13 protein-coding genes are annotated in these 19,345 nt (G+C 73.3%); 10 read left to right on the top strand and 3 right to left on the bottom strand.

Features of this window, described 5'->3' with window-relative positions; genetic code table 11:
• Positions 1 to 13: 13 nt before the first annotated feature.
• The 9 genes from AACH11_RS17515 (at position 14) to AACH11_RS17475 (ending at position 14,060) form a co-directional block, all read left to right on the top strand.
• Positions 14 to 1,729, top strand: coding sequence for a GspE/PulE family protein (locus tag AACH11_RS17515; RefSeq protein ID WP_341375548.1), 1,716 nt, complete (start codon positions 14 to 16; stop codon positions 1,727 to 1,729).
• A gap of 11 nt (positions 1,730 to 1,740) precedes the next feature.
• Complete coding sequence (locus AACH11_RS17510) at positions 1,741 to 2,973, top strand: type II secretion system F family protein (RefSeq protein WP_341375547.1); 1,233 nt, start codon at positions 1,741 to 1,743, stop codon at positions 2,971 to 2,973.
• A 114-nt stretch (positions 2,974 to 3,087) separates the two neighbouring features.
• Positions 3,088 to 3,492 (top strand): prepilin-type N-terminal cleavage/methylation domain-containing protein, encoded by a 405-nt coding sequence (locus AACH11_RS17505; RefSeq protein ID WP_341375546.1) that lies wholly within the window; start codon positions 3,088 to 3,090, stop codon positions 3,490 to 3,492.
• 212 nt (positions 3,493 to 3,704) lie between these two features.
• A complete protein-coding gene (locus AACH11_RS17500; protein WP_341375545.1) occupies positions 3,705 to 8,093 on the top strand; it encodes a DUF6701 domain-containing protein in 4,389 nt (1,462 codons plus the stop codon).
• Positions 8,090 to 11,554 (top strand): DUF6701 domain-containing protein, encoded by a 3,465-nt coding sequence (locus AACH11_RS17495; RefSeq protein ID WP_341375544.1) that lies wholly within the window; start codon positions 8,090 to 8,092, stop codon positions 11,552 to 11,554. The genes AACH11_RS17500 and AACH11_RS17495 overlap by 4 nt, the downstream gene beginning before the upstream one ends.
• On the top strand, positions 11,551 to 12,054 hold the full coding sequence (locus tag AACH11_RS17490; protein WP_341375543.1) for a pilus assembly FimT family protein: 504 nt from the start codon (positions 11,551 to 11,553) through the stop codon (positions 12,052 to 12,054). Before AACH11_RS17495 ends, AACH11_RS17490 begins: the two co-directional genes overlap by 4 nt.
• A 4-nt stretch (positions 12,055 to 12,058) precedes the next feature.
• Entirely contained in the window at positions 12,059 to 12,544 is a 486-nt protein-coding gene (locus AACH11_RS17485) for a type IV pilus modification PilV family protein (protein WP_341375542.1), read from the top strand.
• A gap of 74 nt (positions 12,545 to 12,618) precedes the next feature.
• Positions 12,619 to 13,497: a prepilin-type N-terminal cleavage/methylation domain-containing protein gene (locus AACH11_RS17480; protein WP_341375541.1), complete on the top strand. Its 879-nt coding sequence runs from the start codon at positions 12,619 to 12,621 to the stop codon at positions 13,495 to 13,497.
• A complete protein-coding gene (locus AACH11_RS17475; RefSeq protein ID WP_341375540.1) occupies positions 13,494 to 14,060 on the top strand; it encodes an MSHA biogenesis protein MshP in 567 nt (188 codons plus the stop codon). Before AACH11_RS17480 ends, AACH11_RS17475 begins: the two co-directional genes overlap by 4 nt.
• Before the next feature lie 25 nt (positions 14,061 to 14,085).
• On the opposite strand, the gene AACH11_RS17470 is transcribed toward AACH11_RS17475, so the two are convergent.
• The 3 genes from AACH11_RS17470 to AACH11_RS17460 form a co-directional block, all read right to left on the bottom strand.
• A complete protein-coding gene (locus AACH11_RS17470; protein WP_341375539.1) occupies positions 14,086 to 15,393 on the bottom strand; it encodes a DUF5666 domain-containing protein in 1,308 nt (435 codons plus the stop codon).
• The gene (locus AACH11_RS17465) at positions 15,383 to 16,450 is read right to left on the bottom strand and encodes a DUF6502 family protein (protein ID WP_341375538.1); all 1,068 of its coding nucleotides are present in this window, start codon (positions 16,448 to 16,450) and stop codon (positions 15,383 to 15,385) included. Before AACH11_RS17465 ends, AACH11_RS17470 begins: the two co-directional genes overlap by 11 nt.
• Positions 16,451 to 16,621: 171 nt before the next feature.
• The gene (locus tag AACH11_RS17460; protein ID WP_341375537.1) at positions 16,622 to 17,926 is read right to left on the bottom strand and encodes a DUF5666 domain-containing protein; all 1,305 of its coding nucleotides are present in this window, start codon (positions 17,924 to 17,926) and stop codon (positions 16,622 to 16,624) included.
• A gap of 213 nt (positions 17,927 to 18,139) precedes the next feature.
• Here AACH11_RS17460 and dinB point away from each other — a divergent pair, with 213 nt between their 5' ends.
• Positions 18,140 to 19,288 carry a DNA polymerase IV gene (gene dinB / locus AACH11_RS17455; protein WP_341375536.1) on the top strand — a complete coding sequence of 383 codons (1,149 nt, stop codon included), beginning with the start codon at positions 18,140 to 18,142 and terminating at the stop codon, positions 19,286 to 19,288.
• Positions 19,289 to 19,345 lie beyond the last annotated feature (57 nt).

The following is a 19,345-nucleotide window of genomic DNA, read 5'->3' as shown; positions in this document are numbered from 1 at the left end:
GCCACGCACGACCATGGCCCGCCCGCAACGCTTTCGCCTCGGTGACCTGCTGATCCAGCAGGGCCTGATCACGCCCGCGCAGCTGGACGACGCCCTGGCCGAGCAGAAACGCAGCGGGCGCAAGCTGGGCCGCGTCTTCATCGACCGCCAATGGGTGACCGAGGCCGGCATCGCCCAGGCCGTGGCGGGCCAGATCGGCGCGCCCTATGTCGACCTGAGCGAAGAGCCGCCGCAGCCCGAAGCCGCACGCCTGCTGCCCGAGGTCCATGCCCGGCGCCTGCGCGCGCTGCCGATCGCGCTCGGCGACCACGGGCGGCTCTACGTCGCGCTGGCCGATCCGACCGATCTGGGCGCCTACGACGAGGTGGCACGGCTGACGCGGCGCGAGATCGACCTCGTCGTGGTGCCGGAGAGCCAGCTGCTGGCCGCCATCGAGCAGGCCTTCCGCGCCGAGGACGAGATCGCCGGCTTCGCCCGCGAGCTGACCAGCGAACTGAGCAGCGTCGAAGATGGCCTGGCCAGCCTGATGGGGGCCGGCGCGCTCAGCGCCGAGGACGCACCGGTGGTGCGGCTGCTGGCCTCGATGTTCGAACAGGCGCTGCGCTCACGCGCGTCCGACATCCACATCGAGCCGATGGAGCGGCACCTGCGCATCCGCTTCCGCATCGACGGCGTGCTGCACGTGCAGACCCAGACCGAGCCCAAGATCGCCTCGGCCGTCGCACTGCGGCTGAAGCTGATGAGCGGGCTCGACATCTCGGAGAAACGCCTGCCGCAGGACGGCCGCTTCCAGGTCCAGGTGCAGGCCGGCGCGGTCGATGTGCGGATTTCCACCTTGCCCACACAGTTCGGCGAATCGGTGGTGATGCGGCTGCTCACGCGCAGCGCGGCGCTGATGTCGCTCGACCGCATGGGCCTGCCGCCACGCGCGGACGTCGCGCTGCGCCGGGCGCTGGCCCGGCCCAGCGGCATGATCCTGGTCACCGGCCCGACCGGCTCGGGCAAGACCACCACGCTGTACGCGGCGCTCAACGAGCTCAACGACACCGAGCGCAAGATCATCACCGTCGAGGATCCGGTCGAGTACCGCCTGCCCGGTCTGAACCAGGTGCAGGTGATGGACAAGATCGACCTGAGCTTCGCCCGCGTGCTGCGCAGCACGCTGCGCCAGGACCCGGACGTGCTGCTGATCGGCGAGATGCGCGACCAGACCACGGCCGAGATCGGCGTGCGCGCAGCCATCACCGGCCACCTGGTGCTGTCGACGCTGCACACCAACGACGCCGCCAGCACGCCGCTGCGCCTGATCGACATGGGCGTGCCGCGCTACATGGTGGCCATGAGCCTGCAGCTGGTGCTGGCCCAGCGCCTGGTGCGCACGGTCTGCCCGACCTGCGCGGCGCCGGTGTCACCGACCGCCCAGCAGCAGGAATGGCTGCGCGTGCAGCTCGGCCAGCAGCAGGTCGATCTCTCGCGCCTGCGCCAGGGCCAGGGCTGCAGCGACTGCAACCAGACCGGCTACAGCGGGCGCACCGGCATCTACGAGCTCGTCGAGATGACGCCGCCACTGGCCGAGGCCATCAGCAGCGGAGACCCGGCCCGCTTCGCGCTGGCCGCCCGCCAGCAGATGGCCGGCCACACGCTGCGCCGCGACGCGCTGCGCCTGGCCCTGCACGGCCGCACCACGCTCGACGAAGCGATGCGCGCCGGCAACCAGGGTGAGGACTGAGACGCACCACCATGCCTGATTTCCTGTTCACCGGCCGCAGCGGCGCCCAGCCGGTCAGCGGCCTGCTGCAGGCCGACGACACGGCCGCCGCCGCCGCCCAGCTGCAGGCGCGCGGCATCGTGCCGCTGACCATCACCGCCCAGCGGCTGGACGCGCTGTCCAAGCCGGTGAGCTGGGCGCGCCCGCAGTGGCTGCAGGGCCGCGTCAGCGTGCAGGAGCTGATGCTGTTCTCGCGCCAGCTGCACGTGCTGCTGCGCGCCGGCGTGCCCATCCTGCGGGCACTGGCCGGCCTGCAGGAGGGCTGCGGCAACCCGCGCCTGGCCAACACGCTGGGCGAGATGCGCCGCAGCCTGGAATCCGGCCTGGAGCTGTCGCTGTGCATGGCGCAACAGCAGCCGCTGTTCAGCGCCTTCTACATCGCGATGGTGCGCGTGGGCGAGATGACCGGCCGCCTCGACGAGGTGCTCAAGCGCCTGTCGGACCAGCTGGAATTCGACCAGTTCATGGCGCAGCAGGTGAAGTCCGCGCTGCGCTACCCGGGCTTCGTGATGCTGGCCATGGCCGCGGCCATCGGCGTGATCAACGTCATGGTGGTGCCGGCCTTCGCGCAGGTCTTCGCCAGCTTCAAGGCCGAGCTGCCGCTGGCCACCAAGATCCTGATCGCCAGCTCGCGGCTGACGCTGGACTGGGGCTGGCTGATCGCGCTGGTCGGCGTGGCCTGGTGGGCGCTGTGGCGCCAGTGGATCCACACCGAGGCGGGACGGCGCACCTGGGACCAGTGGGTGCTGAAGTTCCCGCTGGCCGGCAGCATCGTGCGCAAGGCCACGCTGGCGCGCTTCGCGCGGTCGATGTCGCTGGCGCTCAGCAGCGGCCTGCCGATCGAGCAGACGTTGACCGTCACCGCGCAGACGGTGGGCAACGAGTTCATCGCCGCCCGGGTCGAGGGCATGCGCGAGCAGGTCGAGCGCGGTGACACGCTGCTGCGCTCGGCCATCACCGCCGGCGTGTTCACGCCGGTGGTGCTGCAGATGATCGCCGTCGGCGAGGAGACGGGCTCGATCGACGAGCTGATGGACGAGATCGCGGGCCTGTACACCGGCGACGTGCAGTACGAGCTCAAGACGCTGTCGCAGCAGATCGAGCCGATCTTGATCGTGATCATGGGCGCCCTCGTGCTGCTGCTCGCCCTCGGCGTGTTCCTGCCGATGTGGGAACTGGGCAACGCGGCATTCAAGAACGGCTGACGGCGGCCGACAACCCAGGTACCCGCAGGGCGAGCGTCGGCAGCAGGCCACGTTCCGCCCCGGAACAACCACCGCCTCATCACCTGCTGCATTACCGACATTGGAGCCCAGACCATGATGCCTCGTCGCCAAGGTTTCACGATGATCGAGATGATCGTCGTCATCGTCATCCTCGGCGTGCTTGCCGCCGTCGCCATGCCCCGCTTCCTCGATGTGGGCACGAATGCCCGCAGCGCGGCCATGCAGGGCGTCGTCGGTGCGGCCGCCAGCGCCATGACCGTCAACTACGCCGGCTGCTCGCTGACCGGACACTTGACGGGCACGCAGTGCCGGCAGATCAGCAACTGCAACCAGATCGGCACCCTGCTGGTCGGCGGTCTGCCGACGGGCTACACCCCCACCGCACTGCCGATCGACGGCAGCGACGCGACGGTGGCCAACGGCGACGAGGACGACTGCACGATCACCGGCCCGGACAGCGTGACCGGCACCTTCAAGGGCATCGCCGCCGGCAACTGAACGCCGTGAGCCGCAGGGCCGGCCAGGCCCGCCTCCCGCGCAGAACAAGCCCGCCCCTGGCGGGCTTTTCGCCGTCTGGCCCCCGCCGCCCGCACGCCACCATGCGGACCATGTGTGTCTCCGCTGTTCCGCCCGTCCGGTCGCTGCCGGGCCCTGTCCGCAGCCAGCGCCGGCCCGCCGCGCCGACCGCGCGGACGCGGAACGTCCGGGCCGTGCTGGTGCGGCTGTGGACCGCGCTGTGCCTGGCCGTACTGCTGCTGGCGCCGGCCCACGCCGCCAGCTGGAGCGTGGACGACAGCGCGTCCAATGCCACCACCTGGCCCTGGATCGACATCAGCTGGACCGGCACCGGCCTGTGGCTGGCTGACAACGAGGTGTCGACGGCCAAGGCCATGGGCTTCTCGATCACGCTGGGCTCGACCAGCTATTCGAGCGTGCGCATCAGCAGCAACGGCATGCTGCAGTTCGCCGGCACGTCCACGTCCGGCACCCAGGGCGCGCTGCCGCTCAACGGCGCCTCGGGCAAGCCGGCCATCGACGCGGTGCTGATGCCGCTGTGGGACGACCTGTGGCCCGGATCGGGCGACATCCGCCACGAGACCCGCGGCACGGCACCCCACCGCGTGTTCGTCGTCTCCTGGATCAACGCGCACTACCGCTGCGGCTACAACCTGTTCAACTCCTTGAGCTGCAGCCTGCTGGGCCAGACCCTGTGGGCCACCGCCACCTTCCAGGTGCAGATCCACGAGTCCGGCACCATCGTCTACCGCTATGGCAACGTGGACGGCTACGGCGGCGCCCATGACGGCCTGACCAACTTCACCAACGATGCCGGCGCGCTCGTCGGCCTGGAGGTCGCCGACGGCGACGTCGTGCAGTACGCCCGCAACAGCGCCGTCATCGGCAACGGCCTGACGCTGGTGTGGCGCCGCAACGAGAACGCGCTGGCCGAGCTGCGCTTCAACGAGGCGGCCTGGAGCGGCGCCGCGGCCGAGGTGCTCGACAGCTCGGGCAACGGCGGGCACGGCCAGGCCGGCGGCCTGGGCAGCGCCCGGCCCTCGACGCGGCTGGTCAACCCGGCCGATCCGGGGTCCAGCGGCAGCTGCGGCTACGGCCAGTTCAGCCGTGCGTCCAAGCAGTTCGTGCAGTTGCCCGCGGGGCTGCCCAACCTCGGCACGGGCGGCGACAGCTTCACCGTCAGCGCCTGGATCCGCAGCGACGACGCCAGCCTGCCCGACCAGCGCATCGTCATCGACGACGAGCACAACAGCGGCGGCTGGGGCCTGTCGCTGGCCGACGGCGGCGCCGGGCGGCTGCGCTTCATCACGCGCGGCTGGTCACAGGGGTCGTTCGACACGCCGGCCGTGATCGCCAGCGGCACCTGGTACTTCGTCGCCGCCGGCATCGACTTCGAGACCCAGACCAAGTTCATCCGCGTCTACTCGGCCGCCGGCACGCTGCTCAACACCACCACCCAGAGCTTCGGCGAGACCTCGATGGGCGGCGACAGCGGGCCGATCACCATCGGCGGCGAGACCCACGCGGCCGGCCTGAACCTGCTGGGCCTGATGGAGAACACCGCGGCCTACGCCTTCGGCGGCGCGATCGACGAGGTGCGCATCCACCGCGCGGCCCTGACCGCGGCCCAGACCGCGGTCCTGCTGACCCAGACCACGGCCTGCGCCGCCCGGCTGATCGGCCGCTACGAGTTCGAGGACGGCGGCTGGAGCGGCGCCGCCGGCGAGCTGGAGGACACGGCCGGCCGCATCGAGGGCCCCTTCCACGGCACGGCCGCCGGCAGCCCCCTGCCCTCGGCACTGACGCTGCTGCCCGCCCGCGTCGGCACCACCGGCAGCTGCGGCTATGCCAGCCTGCCGGGCCCGGCCAGCGGCGGCGGCCAGTTCCGCATCGACGGCCTGCCGGTGACGGTGGCCAGCGGCGCGCAGATGACGGTCGCGTTCTGGATGTACTGGAACGGCGGCAACAACCAGCTCGTCGTCAGCGTGGGCAACAAGTACGGCCTGTTCTTCTCGGGCACCAACTTCGGCTTCAACACCGACAACGCCGACCTCTACGGCACCAGCAGCGTCGGTCTGGCGCTGGGCTGGCACCATGTGGTGGCCGTCTTCACGCACGGCAGCGTCACCGCCAACACGCTGTGGATCGACGGCGCGGCCAGGACGCTGACCCAGCGCGCCGGCTCGCCGCAGCTGGCCAACGCGCTGCTGTCGTCGACGGTGCGCGTCAGCGGCTACGGCGCGAACACCGGCTACCGCTACGCCGGCCTGGTCGACCAGTTGCGCATCCTGCACGGCGCGGCCAGCGCCAGCGACGTGAGCGGCCTGTATGCCGAGACCCACACCTGCTCGACCGGCCTCGACCACATCCGCATCGAGCATGCCAGCGGCACCGGCCTGAGCTGCGCGCCGAGCACGCTGACGGTCAAGGCCTGCCGCAATGCCGACTGCTCGACGCCCTTCATCGGCGGCGTCGGCGGCACGCTGACGGCCAGCGGCACGGCGGCCGTGAGCTGGCCGGGTGTGCTCGGCGCCGGCTTCCTGATCGTGCCCGGGCTCAGCAGCACCACCGTCAACCTGCAGGTGCTGACGCCGGACTCGCCGGTGACGCTCGGCGCCGGCAGCCTGACCGTGGCCGCCGACCACGGCACCCACTGCACCTTCGGCAGCCCGGAATGCGCGTTCAGCGCGGCCGATGCCGCTCTGCAACTGTCCTTCGCCGACCACGTGGCCGAGACGCTGCAGACGCTGACCATCACCGCGATCAAGCGCGACGAGGCCTCGACCCGCTGCGTGCCGGCCTTCGCGCTGGCCACGCGCACAGTCAACTTCAGCTGCGCCTACCTCGATCCGGCCAGCGGCAGCCGCGCGCTGCGCCTGACCGCCCTCGGCCTGAACGCCTCGGGCAGCGCGACGGCGGCCTGTGATGCCGGCGGCCGCAGCCTGCCGCTGCTGTTCGACGCCCAGGGCCAGGCCACGACCACGCTGCAGTACGCCGATGTCGGCCGCCTGCGGCTGGACGCGCGCTACACCGGCAGCGTGCTGACGCAGGACAACGGGCTGACGATGACCGGCTCGGCCAGCGCCGTCGTGCGGCCGGCCGGCTTCACCGTGACGGCGTCGACCGGCAGCGGCCCGGTCGCCGGCCAGAACTTCAGTGCCACGGTGACGGCCGTCCACGCGCTGCTGGGCGCCACCCCGAACTTCGGCCGCGAGGCCAGCCCCGAGACGGTCACCCTCGGCCATGTGCGGGTGCAGCCCCAGGGCGCGGGCGCGGTCGACGGCACGCTGCGCCGCGGCAGCAGCACGACGACCACGCTGGGCGGCTTCAGCGGCGGCGCGGCCACGGCCGGCGACCTGAACTGGGACGAGGTCGGCCGCATCGACCTCGCCGCCCGCCTGAGCTCGGGCAGCTACCTGGCCAGCGGCCAGACGGTGGCCGGCAGCACCGGCCTGGGCGTGGCCTGCGCCGGCACCTGCGTGATCCCGGCCGATGCGGTGGCCACCGTCCACTACGGCACCGCCACCGCCTGGACCACGCTGGCCGGCCGCAGCGGCAGCGTGGACTGCAACACCGCCACCTTCGGCAGCGACCCGGCGCCGGGCCTGCCCAAGACCTGCTGGTACGTGGTCACCGGCGGTGCCCAGGCCGGCGGCACCGGCACGCTCGGCCCCTTCCGCCCGCACCATCTGGACACCGTGCTGATCCCGGCCTGCGGCAGCGTGTTCAGCTATGGCGGCCAGGCCTATCCGGTCACCATCACGGCGCGGGCCGCCGGTGGCGGCATCACCCGCAACTACGACGGCGGCGGCGCGACCAGCCCCGCCTTCGCCCGCACGCTCGGCTTCTCGCTGGTCGACGCGACGCTGGGCACGGTGCTGGACCTGACCGGCCTGGGCACCCTGCTCAGCCTGGGCAACAGCAGCCCGACGCTGGCCGCCAGCGCCTTCATCGCCGGCAGCACCACCTTCAGCCAGACCTGGACCCCCGCGAGCAAGCAGACCGCCCCGCGCAGCCTGCGGCTGCGGGCCACCGACGCCGACGGCGTGGGCTCGGCCACCGGCACCGAGACGGCGATGACGGTGCGCAGCGGCCGTCTGGTGCTGGCCCATGCCTACGGTCCGGTCGACCAGCCGCTGCAGGTGCCGCTGCGCGTCGAGTACTGGAGCGGCAACACCTGGCAGCCCAGCGTCGACGACAGCTGCACCGCACCGGGGCTGGGCGCCGCGCAGGTGGTCGTCAGCCATGTGCGGGGCGCCGATGGCTCGGCCGGCAGCGGCCAGACCAGCGTCACCGGCCTGAGCCTGAGCGGCGGCGTCGGCAGCCTGAGCCTGGCCGCGCCCACGCCGGCCGGCCGCACGGCGACCTTCGAGCTGACGCTCAACCTCGGCGGCACCGGCAACCCGCGCAGCTGCCGCGCGCAGACCCCGGGCAGCAGCGGCTCGGCCGCCGGTCTGGGCTGGCTGCGCAGCCGCTGGGGCAGCTGCGCCAACGGCTGGGACAGCGACCCGACCGCCACCGTCACCTTCGGCATCGCGCGCACGGACAGCCAGCGAGCCACCCACATCCAGGATCTGCCGTGAGCCCCCGTCCGATCGATGCCGCCCCGAACCCGCGATCGGCCCTGCGCCGCACGCCCTGCGCCCCCCACCCGATGCGCCAGGCCGTGCCCTGGCGGTCCGTGCAGCACCTGCTGGCGCTGCTGGCGCTGGCCGTCGGTCTGCTGCTGCCGGCCAGCGTGCGCGCCGCGCTGGTGGCCGAGTACCGCTTCGAGGAAAGCGGCTATTCGGGCGTGGCCGGCGAGGCGCTGGACGCCAGCGGCAACGGCCGCCACGCGACCGCCGTCGGCGGCGTGACCACCACGGCCAGCGGCAAGACCTGCCGCGGCCTGGACGTCAACACCAACACCAGCAGCAGCGCGCTGGCGCTGAACACCGGCATCGCCCTGCCCTCGACGGTGGGCGGCACCGGCTCGATCAGCTTCTGGTACTACTCGACCAGCACCGACTCCTCCGACCGGGTGCTGATGGACGCGACGACCGCCAACGGCGCGCAGTTCCTGATCTACCGCGACGACGACAGCGCCAGCCCCTCGACCATCGACGTCGACCTGGGCTTCACCGTCAACAGCGCCAGTGGCGCCGAACATGCGGTGTTCAAGAACGACGCGATGTCCGACGGGGCCTGGTGGCACATCACCGTCACCTGGAAGCTGGTGGCCGGCAGCGGGGCCAGCCGCATCCGCACCTATGTCAACGGCTCGATCATGTCGGAGGCGACCTTCACCGTCGCCCTGCCCGGCCTGGCCAGCGGCATCGGCACGCTCTACATCGGTGACAACCGCTCCAGCGCGACGCCGATCCAGCGCTCGGCCGACGGCCACTTCGACACGGTGCGCATCTACAACCACGAGCTCACCACCACCGAGATCAACGCCGACCGCACGGCCACGCCGGCCTGCTCGCTGCTGCACCACCTGGAGCTGGCCAGCGCCGCGGCCAGCGTCAGCGCGGGCGCCGCCACCAGCTTCACCGTCAAGGCCTGCGCCAATGCCAGCTGCTCCAGCCTCTACACCGGCGGCGTCAGCGGCAGCCTCAGCAGCAGCGGCACGCCCACGGCCAGCTGGAGCAGCGGCCCGGCCTTCACCATCGCCAGCGGCGCCAGCACGGCCACGGTGCAGGCCGCGTTCAGCCCCGGCGGCAGCGTCACGCTGGGCAGCACCGGCGTCTCGCCGGCGGCCACCACCGCACCCGCGCTCTACTGCGGCTTCGGCGTGACCGCCGCAGCCGGCAACAGCTGCGCGCTGACGGTGGTCAGCGGCCTGCACCACGTGCGCATCGCGCATGCCGGCGCCGGCCAGGGCGTGACCTGCGCGCCCGCCACCCTGACCCTGATCGCCTGCCAGAACGCCGACTGCAGCACCCGCTACACCGGCGGCGTCAGCGGCACGCTGGGCATCAGCGACACCCAGCCCGGCATGAGCGTGGGCTGGCCCGACACCACCGCCTTCACCATCGCCGCGGGCGCCAGCACGACGACGATGCGGGCCCACGTCACCAAGGCCGGCACGCTGAAGTTCCTCACCGAGAACGAATCACCCGCCCCCGCCAGCACCAACCGCTGCGACTTCGGCAGCCCCGAGTGCACCCACACCTCGGCCACCTCGGGCTTCCTGTTCGACATCCCGCACCATGTCTCGGACCTGACGAAGACGATCACCGTCTCGGCCGTCAAGACCGACGACGCCAGCCTGGCCTGCACACCGGCCTTCGCCTCGGTGACGAAATCGATCCAGTTCAGCTGCACCTACCTGAACCCGGCCAGCGGCACGCGCGCGGTGCGCCTCGGCCCCGCCGGCTTCCAGAGCGCGCTCAACGCCAGCGCCAATGCCAACGCGGCCTGCGATGCCGGCGGCCGGGCCATCGGCCTGGACTTCAATGCCAGCGGCGTGGCCACCACCACGCTGCGCTATGCCGACGTCGGCCAGATGCGGGTGAGCGCCAGCTACACCGGCACGACGGTCTACGAGAGCGGGCTGTCGATGACCGGCTCGGACACCTTCGTCGCCCAGCCCTGGTATCTGGCGGTGACCGTGGCCGCCGGTGCCAAGGTGGCCGGCACGCCGTTCACGGCCACCCTGCAGGCGATCAACAACGCCGGCGCGGTGACGCCCAACTTCGGCCGCGAGAGCCCGCCGGAGACGGCGCAGCTGAACTTCGTGCGGGCGCGGCCGACCGGCGCCGGCGCGGTCAGCGGCACCTTCAGCGCCAGCCTGGGCAGCTTCGTCAACGGCGTGGCCGCCATCAGCGACATCCGCTACGACGAGGTCGGCACCATCGACCTGACCACGCTGCTGACCAGCGCCGACTACCTGGGCACCGGCTGGAACACCGGCGGCGGCAGCAACCTGAGCGTGTTCACCTGCGCGGCCGACGGCGCCACCTGCACCCTGCCCACCGGCGTGGTCGCCATCGTCGCCTACGGCACCACCACCGCCTGGCGCACGCTGGGCAACCGCAGCGGCAGCCTGCCGTGCACGGTGGCGCAGTTCGGCGGCGTCGATCCGGCGCCGGGCCAGACCAAGACCTGCTTCTACCTGGCCACCAGCGGCATCAACAGCGCCTCGTCGGGCAGCGTCGGGCCCTTCATCCCGCACCACCTGGACCTGACGGCCAGCGCCGCCTGCCTGAGCGGCGGCTACACCTATGCCGGCCAGCCCACGCCGGTGACGGTGACCGCGCGCAACGCCGCCGGCGGCGTGACCCGCAACTACGACGGCACGGCGGCCACCAGCCCCACCTACGCGAAGACGGTGACGCTGACCGCCACCCCCACGCCGTCGGTGGCCGGCAGCACCAGCGCCGACAGCCTGGCCGCCAGCGCCTTCAGCCAGGGCGTGGGCAGCGGCGCGCCGGTCTACGCCTTCAGCAGCAAGACCAGCGGACCGGCCACGCTGCGCTGGCGCGCCACCGATGCCAGCGGGGTCAGCTCGGCGCCGGCCGGCGGCGGCAGCGAGGCCAGCGTGCTGCTGCGCAGCGGCCGGCTGCGCCTGCTCGGCCGCTACGGGCCGGCCGCCGGCACGCTGCGCCTGCCGCTGCGCGCCGAGTACTGGAGCGGCAGCAGCTGGGTGCCGCACACGGCCGACCACTGCACCACGCTGTCGACGGCCCAGATCGCCCTGTCGGCCCCGCGCGGCGCCGACGGCCGGACGGTGAGCGCCAACAGCAGCGTGCTGTCGATCACCCCCACGCTGAGCGCCGGCCTGGGCGAGCTGACGCTGGCCGCGCCGACGCCGACCGGCACCAGCGTGCTGTTCGACGTCGCCCTCAACCTGGGTGCGACCGCCACGGACGCCAGCTGCAACGGCCTGCGTCCGTCGACCAGCGGCGGGCTGCGGCCCTGGCTGCGCAGCCAGTGGGGCGCCTGCGCCAGCGGCTGGGCGGCCGATCCGGCCGCGCGCGCCGGCTTCGGCATCTACCGCCCCGAATGGCTGGGCGATCCGGCCACCACCCTGCGCTCGATCCGCGAGGAGGACCTGCCGTGAACACCCGTCCGCGATGTACCCACCGGCCAGGCCCGCGCGCCGCTTCCCGGGGCTTCACGATGATGGAGCTGGTGGTGGTCATGCTGGCGGCCTCGGTGCTGGCCGTCGTCGCGCTGCCGCGCCTGGAGAGCGCGCTGGCCAGCGCCGACACGGCCTGGCGCGAACAGGTGATCAGCGCGCTGCGCACGGCCCGCGCCACGGCCCAGGGCCATCGGCGCCTGGTCTGCGTGACCGTCGCCACCGGCAGCGTGACGCTGTCGATGGCCAGCGCCCAGCCGGCCAGCAGCTGCGACGCGACCCTGCGCGGCCCCGACGGCGACGCCCGCTGGGCCTGGAGCAGCCGCGCGCCGGCCACCGCGGCCAGCCCGGCCACCCTGTACGTCCAGTCCGACGGCCGCGTGACCAGCGACGGCGCCGGCAACACCCCGGTCAACGCCGTGATCACGGTCAGCGGCCAGACCGCGATCAGCGTGACCGGCGACACCGGTCATGTGGAGTGAGCCCATGAGGTCCGTGCCTGTCCAGCACCGCCACGGCCACGGCCGCCGCCGCCACCGCGGCTTCACGCTGATCGAGGCCCTGATGGCCATCGTCGTGCTGGGCATCGGCCTGGTCGGCGTGATGGGCGCCTTCGGCACCGCCACCCGGGCCAGTGCCGAGCCGGTGGTCACGCGCCAGATGAGCGCCATCGCCCAGGACCTGCTGGAGGAGATCCGGCTCAAGACCTGGCAGCCGCAGGCCAACACCGCCGCGGCCGGCTGCGCGCGCGACACCTACAACGACGTCAGCGATTACCACGGCTATGCGGCCAGCGGCATCTGCACCGTCAACGGCACGGCGATCAGTGCGCTGGCGGCCTACACCGTCAGCGTCAGCGTGGCCACCGACACGCTGGTCGGCGTGACCGCGGCCAAGCGCATCACGATCACCGTCAGCCACGGCGGCCGCAGCTACACGCTGGTGGGCTGGCGCACGGACTACGCCTCATGATGAGCCGCCCCAGCCACCGTCAGCCCCGGAATCACCGCGGCCGCAGCGCGACAGCCATACGGCCGATGCGGCCGATGCGGCCCGTGCCGGCCGTGCGGCCCGGCCCGCGCCCGGGCTTCACGCTGATCGAGGTCATCGTGGCCATCGTCATCTTCGCGGCACTGGGGGCGACGACGGCGGTGTTCTACCGGCCGGCGGTCGAGAGCTTTCTCGGCCTGCGCACCCGCGCCGCGCTGGTCGACGAGGCCGACGGCGCGCTGCGCCTGATGCTGCGCGACGTGCGCAGCGCGGTGCCCAACTCGATCCGCAGCCCGGACACCAGCTGCTTCGAGCTGGTGCCCACGCGCACCGGCGGCCGCTACCGCGCCGGCCCCGACATCGCCCATCCGGGCGACGGCGCGCTGTGGCTGGACACCAGCACCACGACCACCGAGTTCGACGTGCTGGGGCCGCTGAGCGCGACGCCGCAGGTCAACGACTGGCTGGTGGTCGACAACCAGAACCCGGACGATGTCTACAGCGGCAGCAACCGCAGCGTGATCCGCCAGGTCAGCACGCCGCCGGCCAGCGCCGGCACGCTGCGCCTGCGCGTGGACACCCAGCAGTTCCCGCTCGGCTATGACGGCGGGCGCTTCAGCGTGGTGCCGGCCAGCGAGGGCGCGGTGTTCTACGTCTGCGCCGGCGCCAGCAGCACGCTGGACGGTCGGGGCGACGCCCCCGGCGTGCTCTACCGGCTGAAGAACTACGGCTTCAACGCCAGCGCGCCAAACGCCTGCCCGTCGACCACCGGCGCCGCCGTGGTCACGCGCCAGGTCAGCGCCTGCCGCTTCGTCTACACGGCCAACCAGGCGGCCACCCAGCAGAGCGGCTTCATCTCGGTGCAGATCGAGCTGACCCGTGCCAACACCCGCGCCAGCCTGACGATGGGCGCCCACGTGATGAACGTGCCATGACCGCCCCGCGCCCGACCCCGACCCTGACCGCCACCGGCCCGGCCCGACCCGCCGGTCCCGCCCGCCCCGCCCACGGCCTGCGCCGCCGGGCACCGTCGCGCCCTGCCCCGCGCCCGCCGGCCCGAGGCCTGGGCGCGATCGCCGTCGTGCTGCTGCTGGTGATGCTGGCGGCGATGGCCGCGGCCGTGCTTCGGCTGTCGGTGCAGTCGAACACCGCGATGCAGCAGGATCTGCAGGCCACGCGCGCCGCCGCGGCCGCGCGCAGCGGGCTGGACTGGGCGCTGTGGCAGGTGCTCAAGGGGAGCTGGGGCACCGCCTGCGCCAGCGCCGTCACCAGCCAGACGCTGGACCTGAGGACCCTCACCGGCGTGCAGGTCACCGTGCGCTGCAGCGCCCTCCTCTATGACGAAGGCGAGAGCAGCGCCGGCGTCTCGCAGCAGCGCACCTTCTACACGCTGGAATCGGTGGCCTGCAACGGCAGCGCCGCCAGCTGCCCGGACAACACGGCCGCCACCCGCAGCGGGTACGTCGAACGCAAGAGCCAGGCGACGGTGGTCAGATAGGCCGGACGCGCGGCGCCGGCCGCGCTCATCGCTCCAGCTTGATCTGCGTGGCCTGCAGCACGCCATTGCTGGCCAGCACCGCCTTGACCTCGAAGCGGCGGCCGACCAGCGCGGCCAGCGCCTGCAGGCTCAGGCCGTTCTTCCATTCGAGGCTGCTGCCGGCCAGGCTGATCGTCAGGTCCTGGCCGGCGCTGCCGCTGCGCAGCGTCACGGTGCGCGCGGTGGTGTCGACCGCCCGCAGCTGACCCTCGAAGACGAAGGTCTGCACCTGGGTCGTCGCCCGGACCACCAGCTGGGTGGCCACCAGCTGGCCGTTGCGCCAGTAGCCGATGGCCCGTGCCGGTGCGCCGGCGGCCGGCGTGCCGGAGACCACAGCCGCCCCGATGTCGACCACCACGCCGTCGAGCAGCAGCAGGCGGGCGCTCAGCAGCTGGCCGATGACCCCTTCGAGCTGGGCCTGGCGGCCGTCGTCGTCGTCGCGCTCGCGGGCCTGGCCGTCGGTGGCCTTCCAGGCGCCTTCGGCCGTGGCGGCCGCCAGCACCAGCCGCACCTCGCTGCCGGCCTGGACGCCGCTGGACGACAGCGCACTGGCGTCATAGCGGCGGCCGCAGACCTCGACCGTGGCGCCGGCCACGGCCGTCACCACGCCGCGCAGGCTGTACTGGGTGACCGGCGTCGTCACCGACGCGATGCGGGTGGCCAGCCAGCGCTGGGCCGTGGCATCCCAGTCGCCGTAGACCTCGACCACCTGGCCGACGCCCAGCGCCGACAGGCCATCGGCCAGGCCATCGCCGAAGACGGTGTCGGCGCGCACCTGCACGGTCTGGTCCAGCACGGTGGCGGTGCCGGCCGCGGTGTCGACGGCCGTCACCGGACCCAGGATGGCGCGCACCACGCGCACCTGGCGGGCGGTCGAGCGCTGGCGACCGGCACTGTCGGTGCTGATGGCCCCGGCCTGCACCTCGACCGTCATGCCGAGTGCCAGCACGTCGGCGGTGGTCGCGCTGTCGTCGTCGGCCACGATGGCGGCGGTCGATTCATCGAAGTGCACGTCGTTGACGACGATCGAGCCATAGCCGCTGATCGTGCCGGACGAGGAGATCGTGTAGGAGCCGGTGCCTTCGGTGCCGACCCCGCCGCCACAGCCGCCGAGCACCACCAGCAGCACCGCGGCCAGCGCGGCCACCAGCAGCGCGCCGGTGAAGGCCAGCACGTCGGGCAGGTACTCGCGGATCTGCCGCCACCATCGGCGCAGGGCCGGTGGCGGCGCGGCGGCGGCGGCGCGCTCGGGGGGGCAGGTCGACGGGGCGACCAGGTGGGGATCAGACGGCATCGTCGGCATTCCTGCGGGTGCGGCGCGGGGCGCGGCGGGGCGCCGCGGGCACGGCGGCATCGGCATCGGGGGGGTGCCCGGCCTCCGGGGCCGGCGGGGCATCCGGGGCGTGCGGCGCATCCGGGGCCGGCGGCGGCAGCGCGCGGTCGTGGGCATACAGGCCCAGGCGCCACTGCGCGCGGGCGGCCGGGGCATGGCCGGCGGCGCGATCGGCCTCGGCCGCCGCGTCGTCGCGGTCGACCAGCGCCTGCAGCCGCGGCACCAGGGCGTCGATCAGCTGCTGCCACTGGCCCTCGACCAGCGGCTGCAGCTCGCGCAGGGCCTCGTCGGACAGACCGCGCGCGAACAGCGCCTGCTCGAAATGGCGGCGCGCGCCGGGACGCCCGGCGCCCAGCACGTTGTCGACGGCCGCCTGCAGATGGGTGCCGACGTTGCGGCCCAGCACCTGCAGCATCGCGTCGCCGTCACCGGCGGGCACGAAGTGCTCGCGCACCAGGCGCACGCTGTCGCGCGTGGTGTCGTGGGCGGCCACGCCCAGGCGCAGCAGCTCGTCGAGCAGGCTGCGCGGGTGGACGTCGCGGGTCACGCCCTGGGCCAGGGTCTCGAAGCTGGGCAACGGGCCCTGGCGCGGCAGTTCGCGCGGCGAGCCGCGGCGGTCGCAGTAGTCGGGCAGCGCACGCCAACGGGCGAACACCTCGCTGGCCTGCGAGCGCTGCGCCACGGCCTGGGCCTCGCCACCATCACGCCGCTGCGCCAGCAGCCGGGTGACGTCGCGGCGGTGGATGCCGGTGGCCGTCGTGATGCGGCTGGCCCGCCGGTGCGCCGGCAGCGCGCCCTCGGCCTCCAGCCGCGCGTCGGCCGCCGCCACCAGGGCCTGGCGCAACAGCTCGTCGAGCGTGGCGTGCGTCAGCCCGTGGGCCAGCGCCAGCTGCGCCAGCGGCTGCAGCAGCGCGCGCAGCGCCTGGGCCAGCGCGGGCGCGGCCAGCGGCGCGGCGGCTGCGGCGGCCGCCTCGGCGGGGGTCGCGGGCGACGGTGGGGGATCGGTCGGATCGCTCACGGCTCAGGGCGGGAAGGCAGGACGAGGGGACGTGACAGGTGAAGAGAAACGGTCGGGGCGGGTCGGTCGGTCGGCACGGCCGGCGAAGCCTGCGGGACCCGCCACCGGCCATCGGCACGCACCGCCGCCCGGTCACCACGGCCGGGCGGCGATCATGCCGCAGCCGCCGGATCAGCTGCGGATGCGCACCGTGGTGGCCGTCAGCGTGCTGCGGTCGCTGCCGAGGGCGCCCTTGACGGTGACCTTCACGCCATCGACCAGGCTGGCGGCGCTGGCACCGCTCGGCAGCCAGCTGGTGACGCTGCCATAGCCGACGGTGACACCGCGCACGACGAAGGTCTGCGCCGTGACATCGAGCGCGCTGATCGTGCCGTGCAGCTCGTAGCGCTCCTTGGCCTGGCTGCCGCTGCCGCGGGCCTCGGACTTCAGCGTCACGGCGCTGGCCACCAGCACGCCGTTGGCCAGCGTGCCCTGGACCTCGACCTCGACGCCGACGGCCAGCGTCGACGGCAGGCTGGTGACAGCGCTGGCATCGACGGTGATGCCGTTGACGGCGAAGCTCGTGGCGCTGGTGTAGGTGGTGACGGTGCCGCGCACGCGGGCGTCGGTGGCCGCCGTCGTGCTGCGGGCGGCCTTGCCGAAGGCGGTGGCGACCCAGCGGCCGGCGCTGTCCGGCGTGGTCGACAGCACCACGCGCACCGACTGGCCATCGGCCAGCGCGGTCGGGATGTTGCTGGCGCTGCCGTAGACGATGGCCGCACCGCCGAGGTTGAAGGTGGTGGCCGTGGTGTCGAGGGCGCTGACGGTGCCGCGCAGCGCGTAGGCGGTGGCCGCGGTGACGGACTCGACCCGCGTGGCCAGCAGATGGCCGGTCACGCTGTCGACCAGGCCGTGCACGCGCACCACGGTGCTGCCGGCCACCAGCGAGGACAGGCCGCTGGCCAGCGTGCTGTCGAAGACGGTGGCCTCGGTCACGTCCACCGTCTGGCCGAGGGCGACGAAGCTGGCGGTGTCGACGCTGGCCACCGGACCGGTGAGCTGCGAGCGCACGGTGATGCTGCCGGCCACGGCGGTGCTGCTGTCGTCGCTGGCGGTGGTCACGCTGCTGCTGGTGACCTCGACCCGGGCGCCGAGCGTCACCTTCGTCGTCAGGCCGTCGTCGTCGACCACGGTGGCGGTGCTGTCGTCGTAGCGCACGCCGTTGACGATGACCGAGCCGAAGCCGCTGACCGTGCCCTCGGACCAGGCCGAGGCGCTGCTGGTGGTGCTGTCGGTGCTGGTGAGGGCCGTGCCGCTGGCGCCACCGCCGCCACCGCAGGCGCTGACCAGGGCCAGCACGGCCGAGACGGCGCAGGCCGCCAGCGCCAGCGAGCCACGCCCCCGCGGACGCACCGCCGCGGCGAAGGCGATGGTGGACGGGCGGGCGGGGCTCACGACGCCGGTGGCGCTGCGGTGACGGGACGGTCGATCGGACATGGCCGTTCTCCTGTGCGAGAGGCTGAGGTGCTGTGGGGCGGCCCCGTACGACCGGGCCGCGATGACGCGGATCGCCCCTCCCCCCGGCGGGCGGTGACGACGCCAGGCGCCGTCACGACCACAGTATATGTGCATCCTGCACATTTGTAGAGCCGTGTTGCGCGATGCGTGCGGCGCGTCACACCCGGCTGCGGGGGCCCCGACAATGGCCCGATGGCCCCGCCCCGCCCCGCGCCCCGCCGCTGGATCGCCCACCTCGACATGGACGCCTTCTATGCGTCGGTCGAGCTGCTGCGCTATCCGGACCTGCGGGGCCAGCCGGTGGTCATCGGCGGCGGCCGGCGCCACCAGCCGGAAACCGACGCCGAGGGCCGCCGGCACTACGCGCTGCTGGGCGACTACACCGGCCGCGGCGTGATCACCACCGCCACCTACGCCGCGCGCGATCTCGGCGTGCACAGCGGCATGGGGCTGATGAAGGCCGCGCTGCGGGCGCCGCAGGCGGTGCTGCTGCCCACCGACTTCGAGCGCTACCGGCTGTACTCGCGGCGCTTCAAGGCCGCGGTGGCCGAGATCGCGCCGGTGATCGAGGACCGCGGCATCGACGAGATCTACATCGACCTGACCGAGGTGCCCGGCGCCCAGGAGGCCGTCGGCCACGATCCGCACGGCGGCGTGCGCGCGCTCGCGCAGGAGATCAAGAACAACGTGCGGGCGGCCACCGGCCTGAGCTGCTCGGTCGGCCTGACGCCGAACAAGCTGCTGAGCAAGATCGCCAGCGACCTCGACAAGCCCGACGGCCTGTGCCTGCTGACCGCAGACGACATCGCCGAGCGCATCTGGCCGCTGCCGGTGCGCCGCATCAACGGCATCGGGCCGAAGGCGGGCGCGAAGCTCGAAGGCCTGGGCATCGGCACCATCGGCGAGCTGGCCCGGGCCGAGCCCGGCGGGCTGATCGAGCGCTTCGGCCGCAGCTACGGCGCCTGGCTGCACCAGGCCGCCCACGGCCGCGACGAGCGGACGGTGGTCACCCACCACGAGCCGGTCAGCCTGAGCCGCGAGACCACCTTCGAGCGCGACCTGCACGCCCGGCGCGACCGCGAGACGCTGGGCACGGTGTTCACCCAGCTGGCGCGCCAGGTGGCGGCCGACCTGCAGCGCAAGGGCTATGTCGGCCGCACCATCGGCATCAAGCTGCGCTTCGAGGACTTCCGCACCGTCACCCGCGACCAGACCATCACCGCGCCGACGGCCGATGCCCAGGCCATCCGCCAGGCCGCCGGCCTGTGCCTGAAACGCGTCGACCTGAGCCAGCGCATCCGCCTGCTGGGCGTGCGGGTGGCCAACCTCAGCCGGGCCTGAGCGATCGCGGCCGTGGACGTGCGGCGCCACGTCCGCACGACATCAGCGCAAGGTCAG

This window comes from Pseudaquabacterium rugosum (genome assembly GCF_038066575.1).
Lineage (GTDB): Bacteria > Pseudomonadota > Gammaproteobacteria > Burkholderiales > Burkholderiaceae_C > Pseudaquabacterium > Pseudaquabacterium rugosum.
Note: the sequence above shows the minus strand (reverse complement) of the source record. Positions and strands in the feature narration are given on the sequence as shown.

Bases quoted from the DNA above. Each gene is read 5' to 3' on its own strand.
- AACH11_RS17515 (WP_341375548.1), top strand. From the start codon at position 14: ATGGCCCGCCCGCAACGCTTTCGCCTCGGTGACCTGCTGATCCAGCAG.
- AACH11_RS17505 (WP_341375546.1), top strand. From the start codon at position 3,088: ATGATGCCTCGTCGCCAAGGTTTCACGATGATCGAGATGATCGTCGTC.
- dinB (WP_341375536.1), top strand. From the start codon at position 18,140: ATGGCCCCGCCCCGCCCCGCGCCCCGCCGCTGGATCGCCCACCTCGAC.
- AACH11_RS17485 (WP_341375542.1), top strand. From the start codon at position 12,059: ATGAGGTCCGTGCCTGTCCAGCACCGCCACGGCCACGGCCGCCGCCGC.
- AACH11_RS17510 (WP_341375547.1), top strand. From the start codon at position 1,741: ATGCCTGATTTCCTGTTCACCGGCCGCAGCGGCGCCCAGCCGGTCAGC.
- AACH11_RS17480 (WP_341375541.1), top strand. From the start codon at position 12,619: ATGCGGCCCGTGCCGGCCGTGCGGCCCGGCCCGCGCCCGGGCTTCACG.
- AACH11_RS17470 (WP_341375539.1), bottom strand. From the start codon at position 15,393: ATGCCGTCTGATCCCCACCTGGTCGCCCCGTCGACCTGCCCCCCCGAG.
- AACH11_RS17460 (WP_341375537.1), bottom strand. From the start codon at position 17,926: ATGTCCGATCGACCGTCCCGTCACCGCAGCGCCACCGGCGTCGTGAGC.
- AACH11_RS17475 (WP_341375540.1), top strand. From the start codon at position 13,494: ATGACCGCCCCGCGCCCGACCCCGACCCTGACCGCCACCGGCCCGGCC.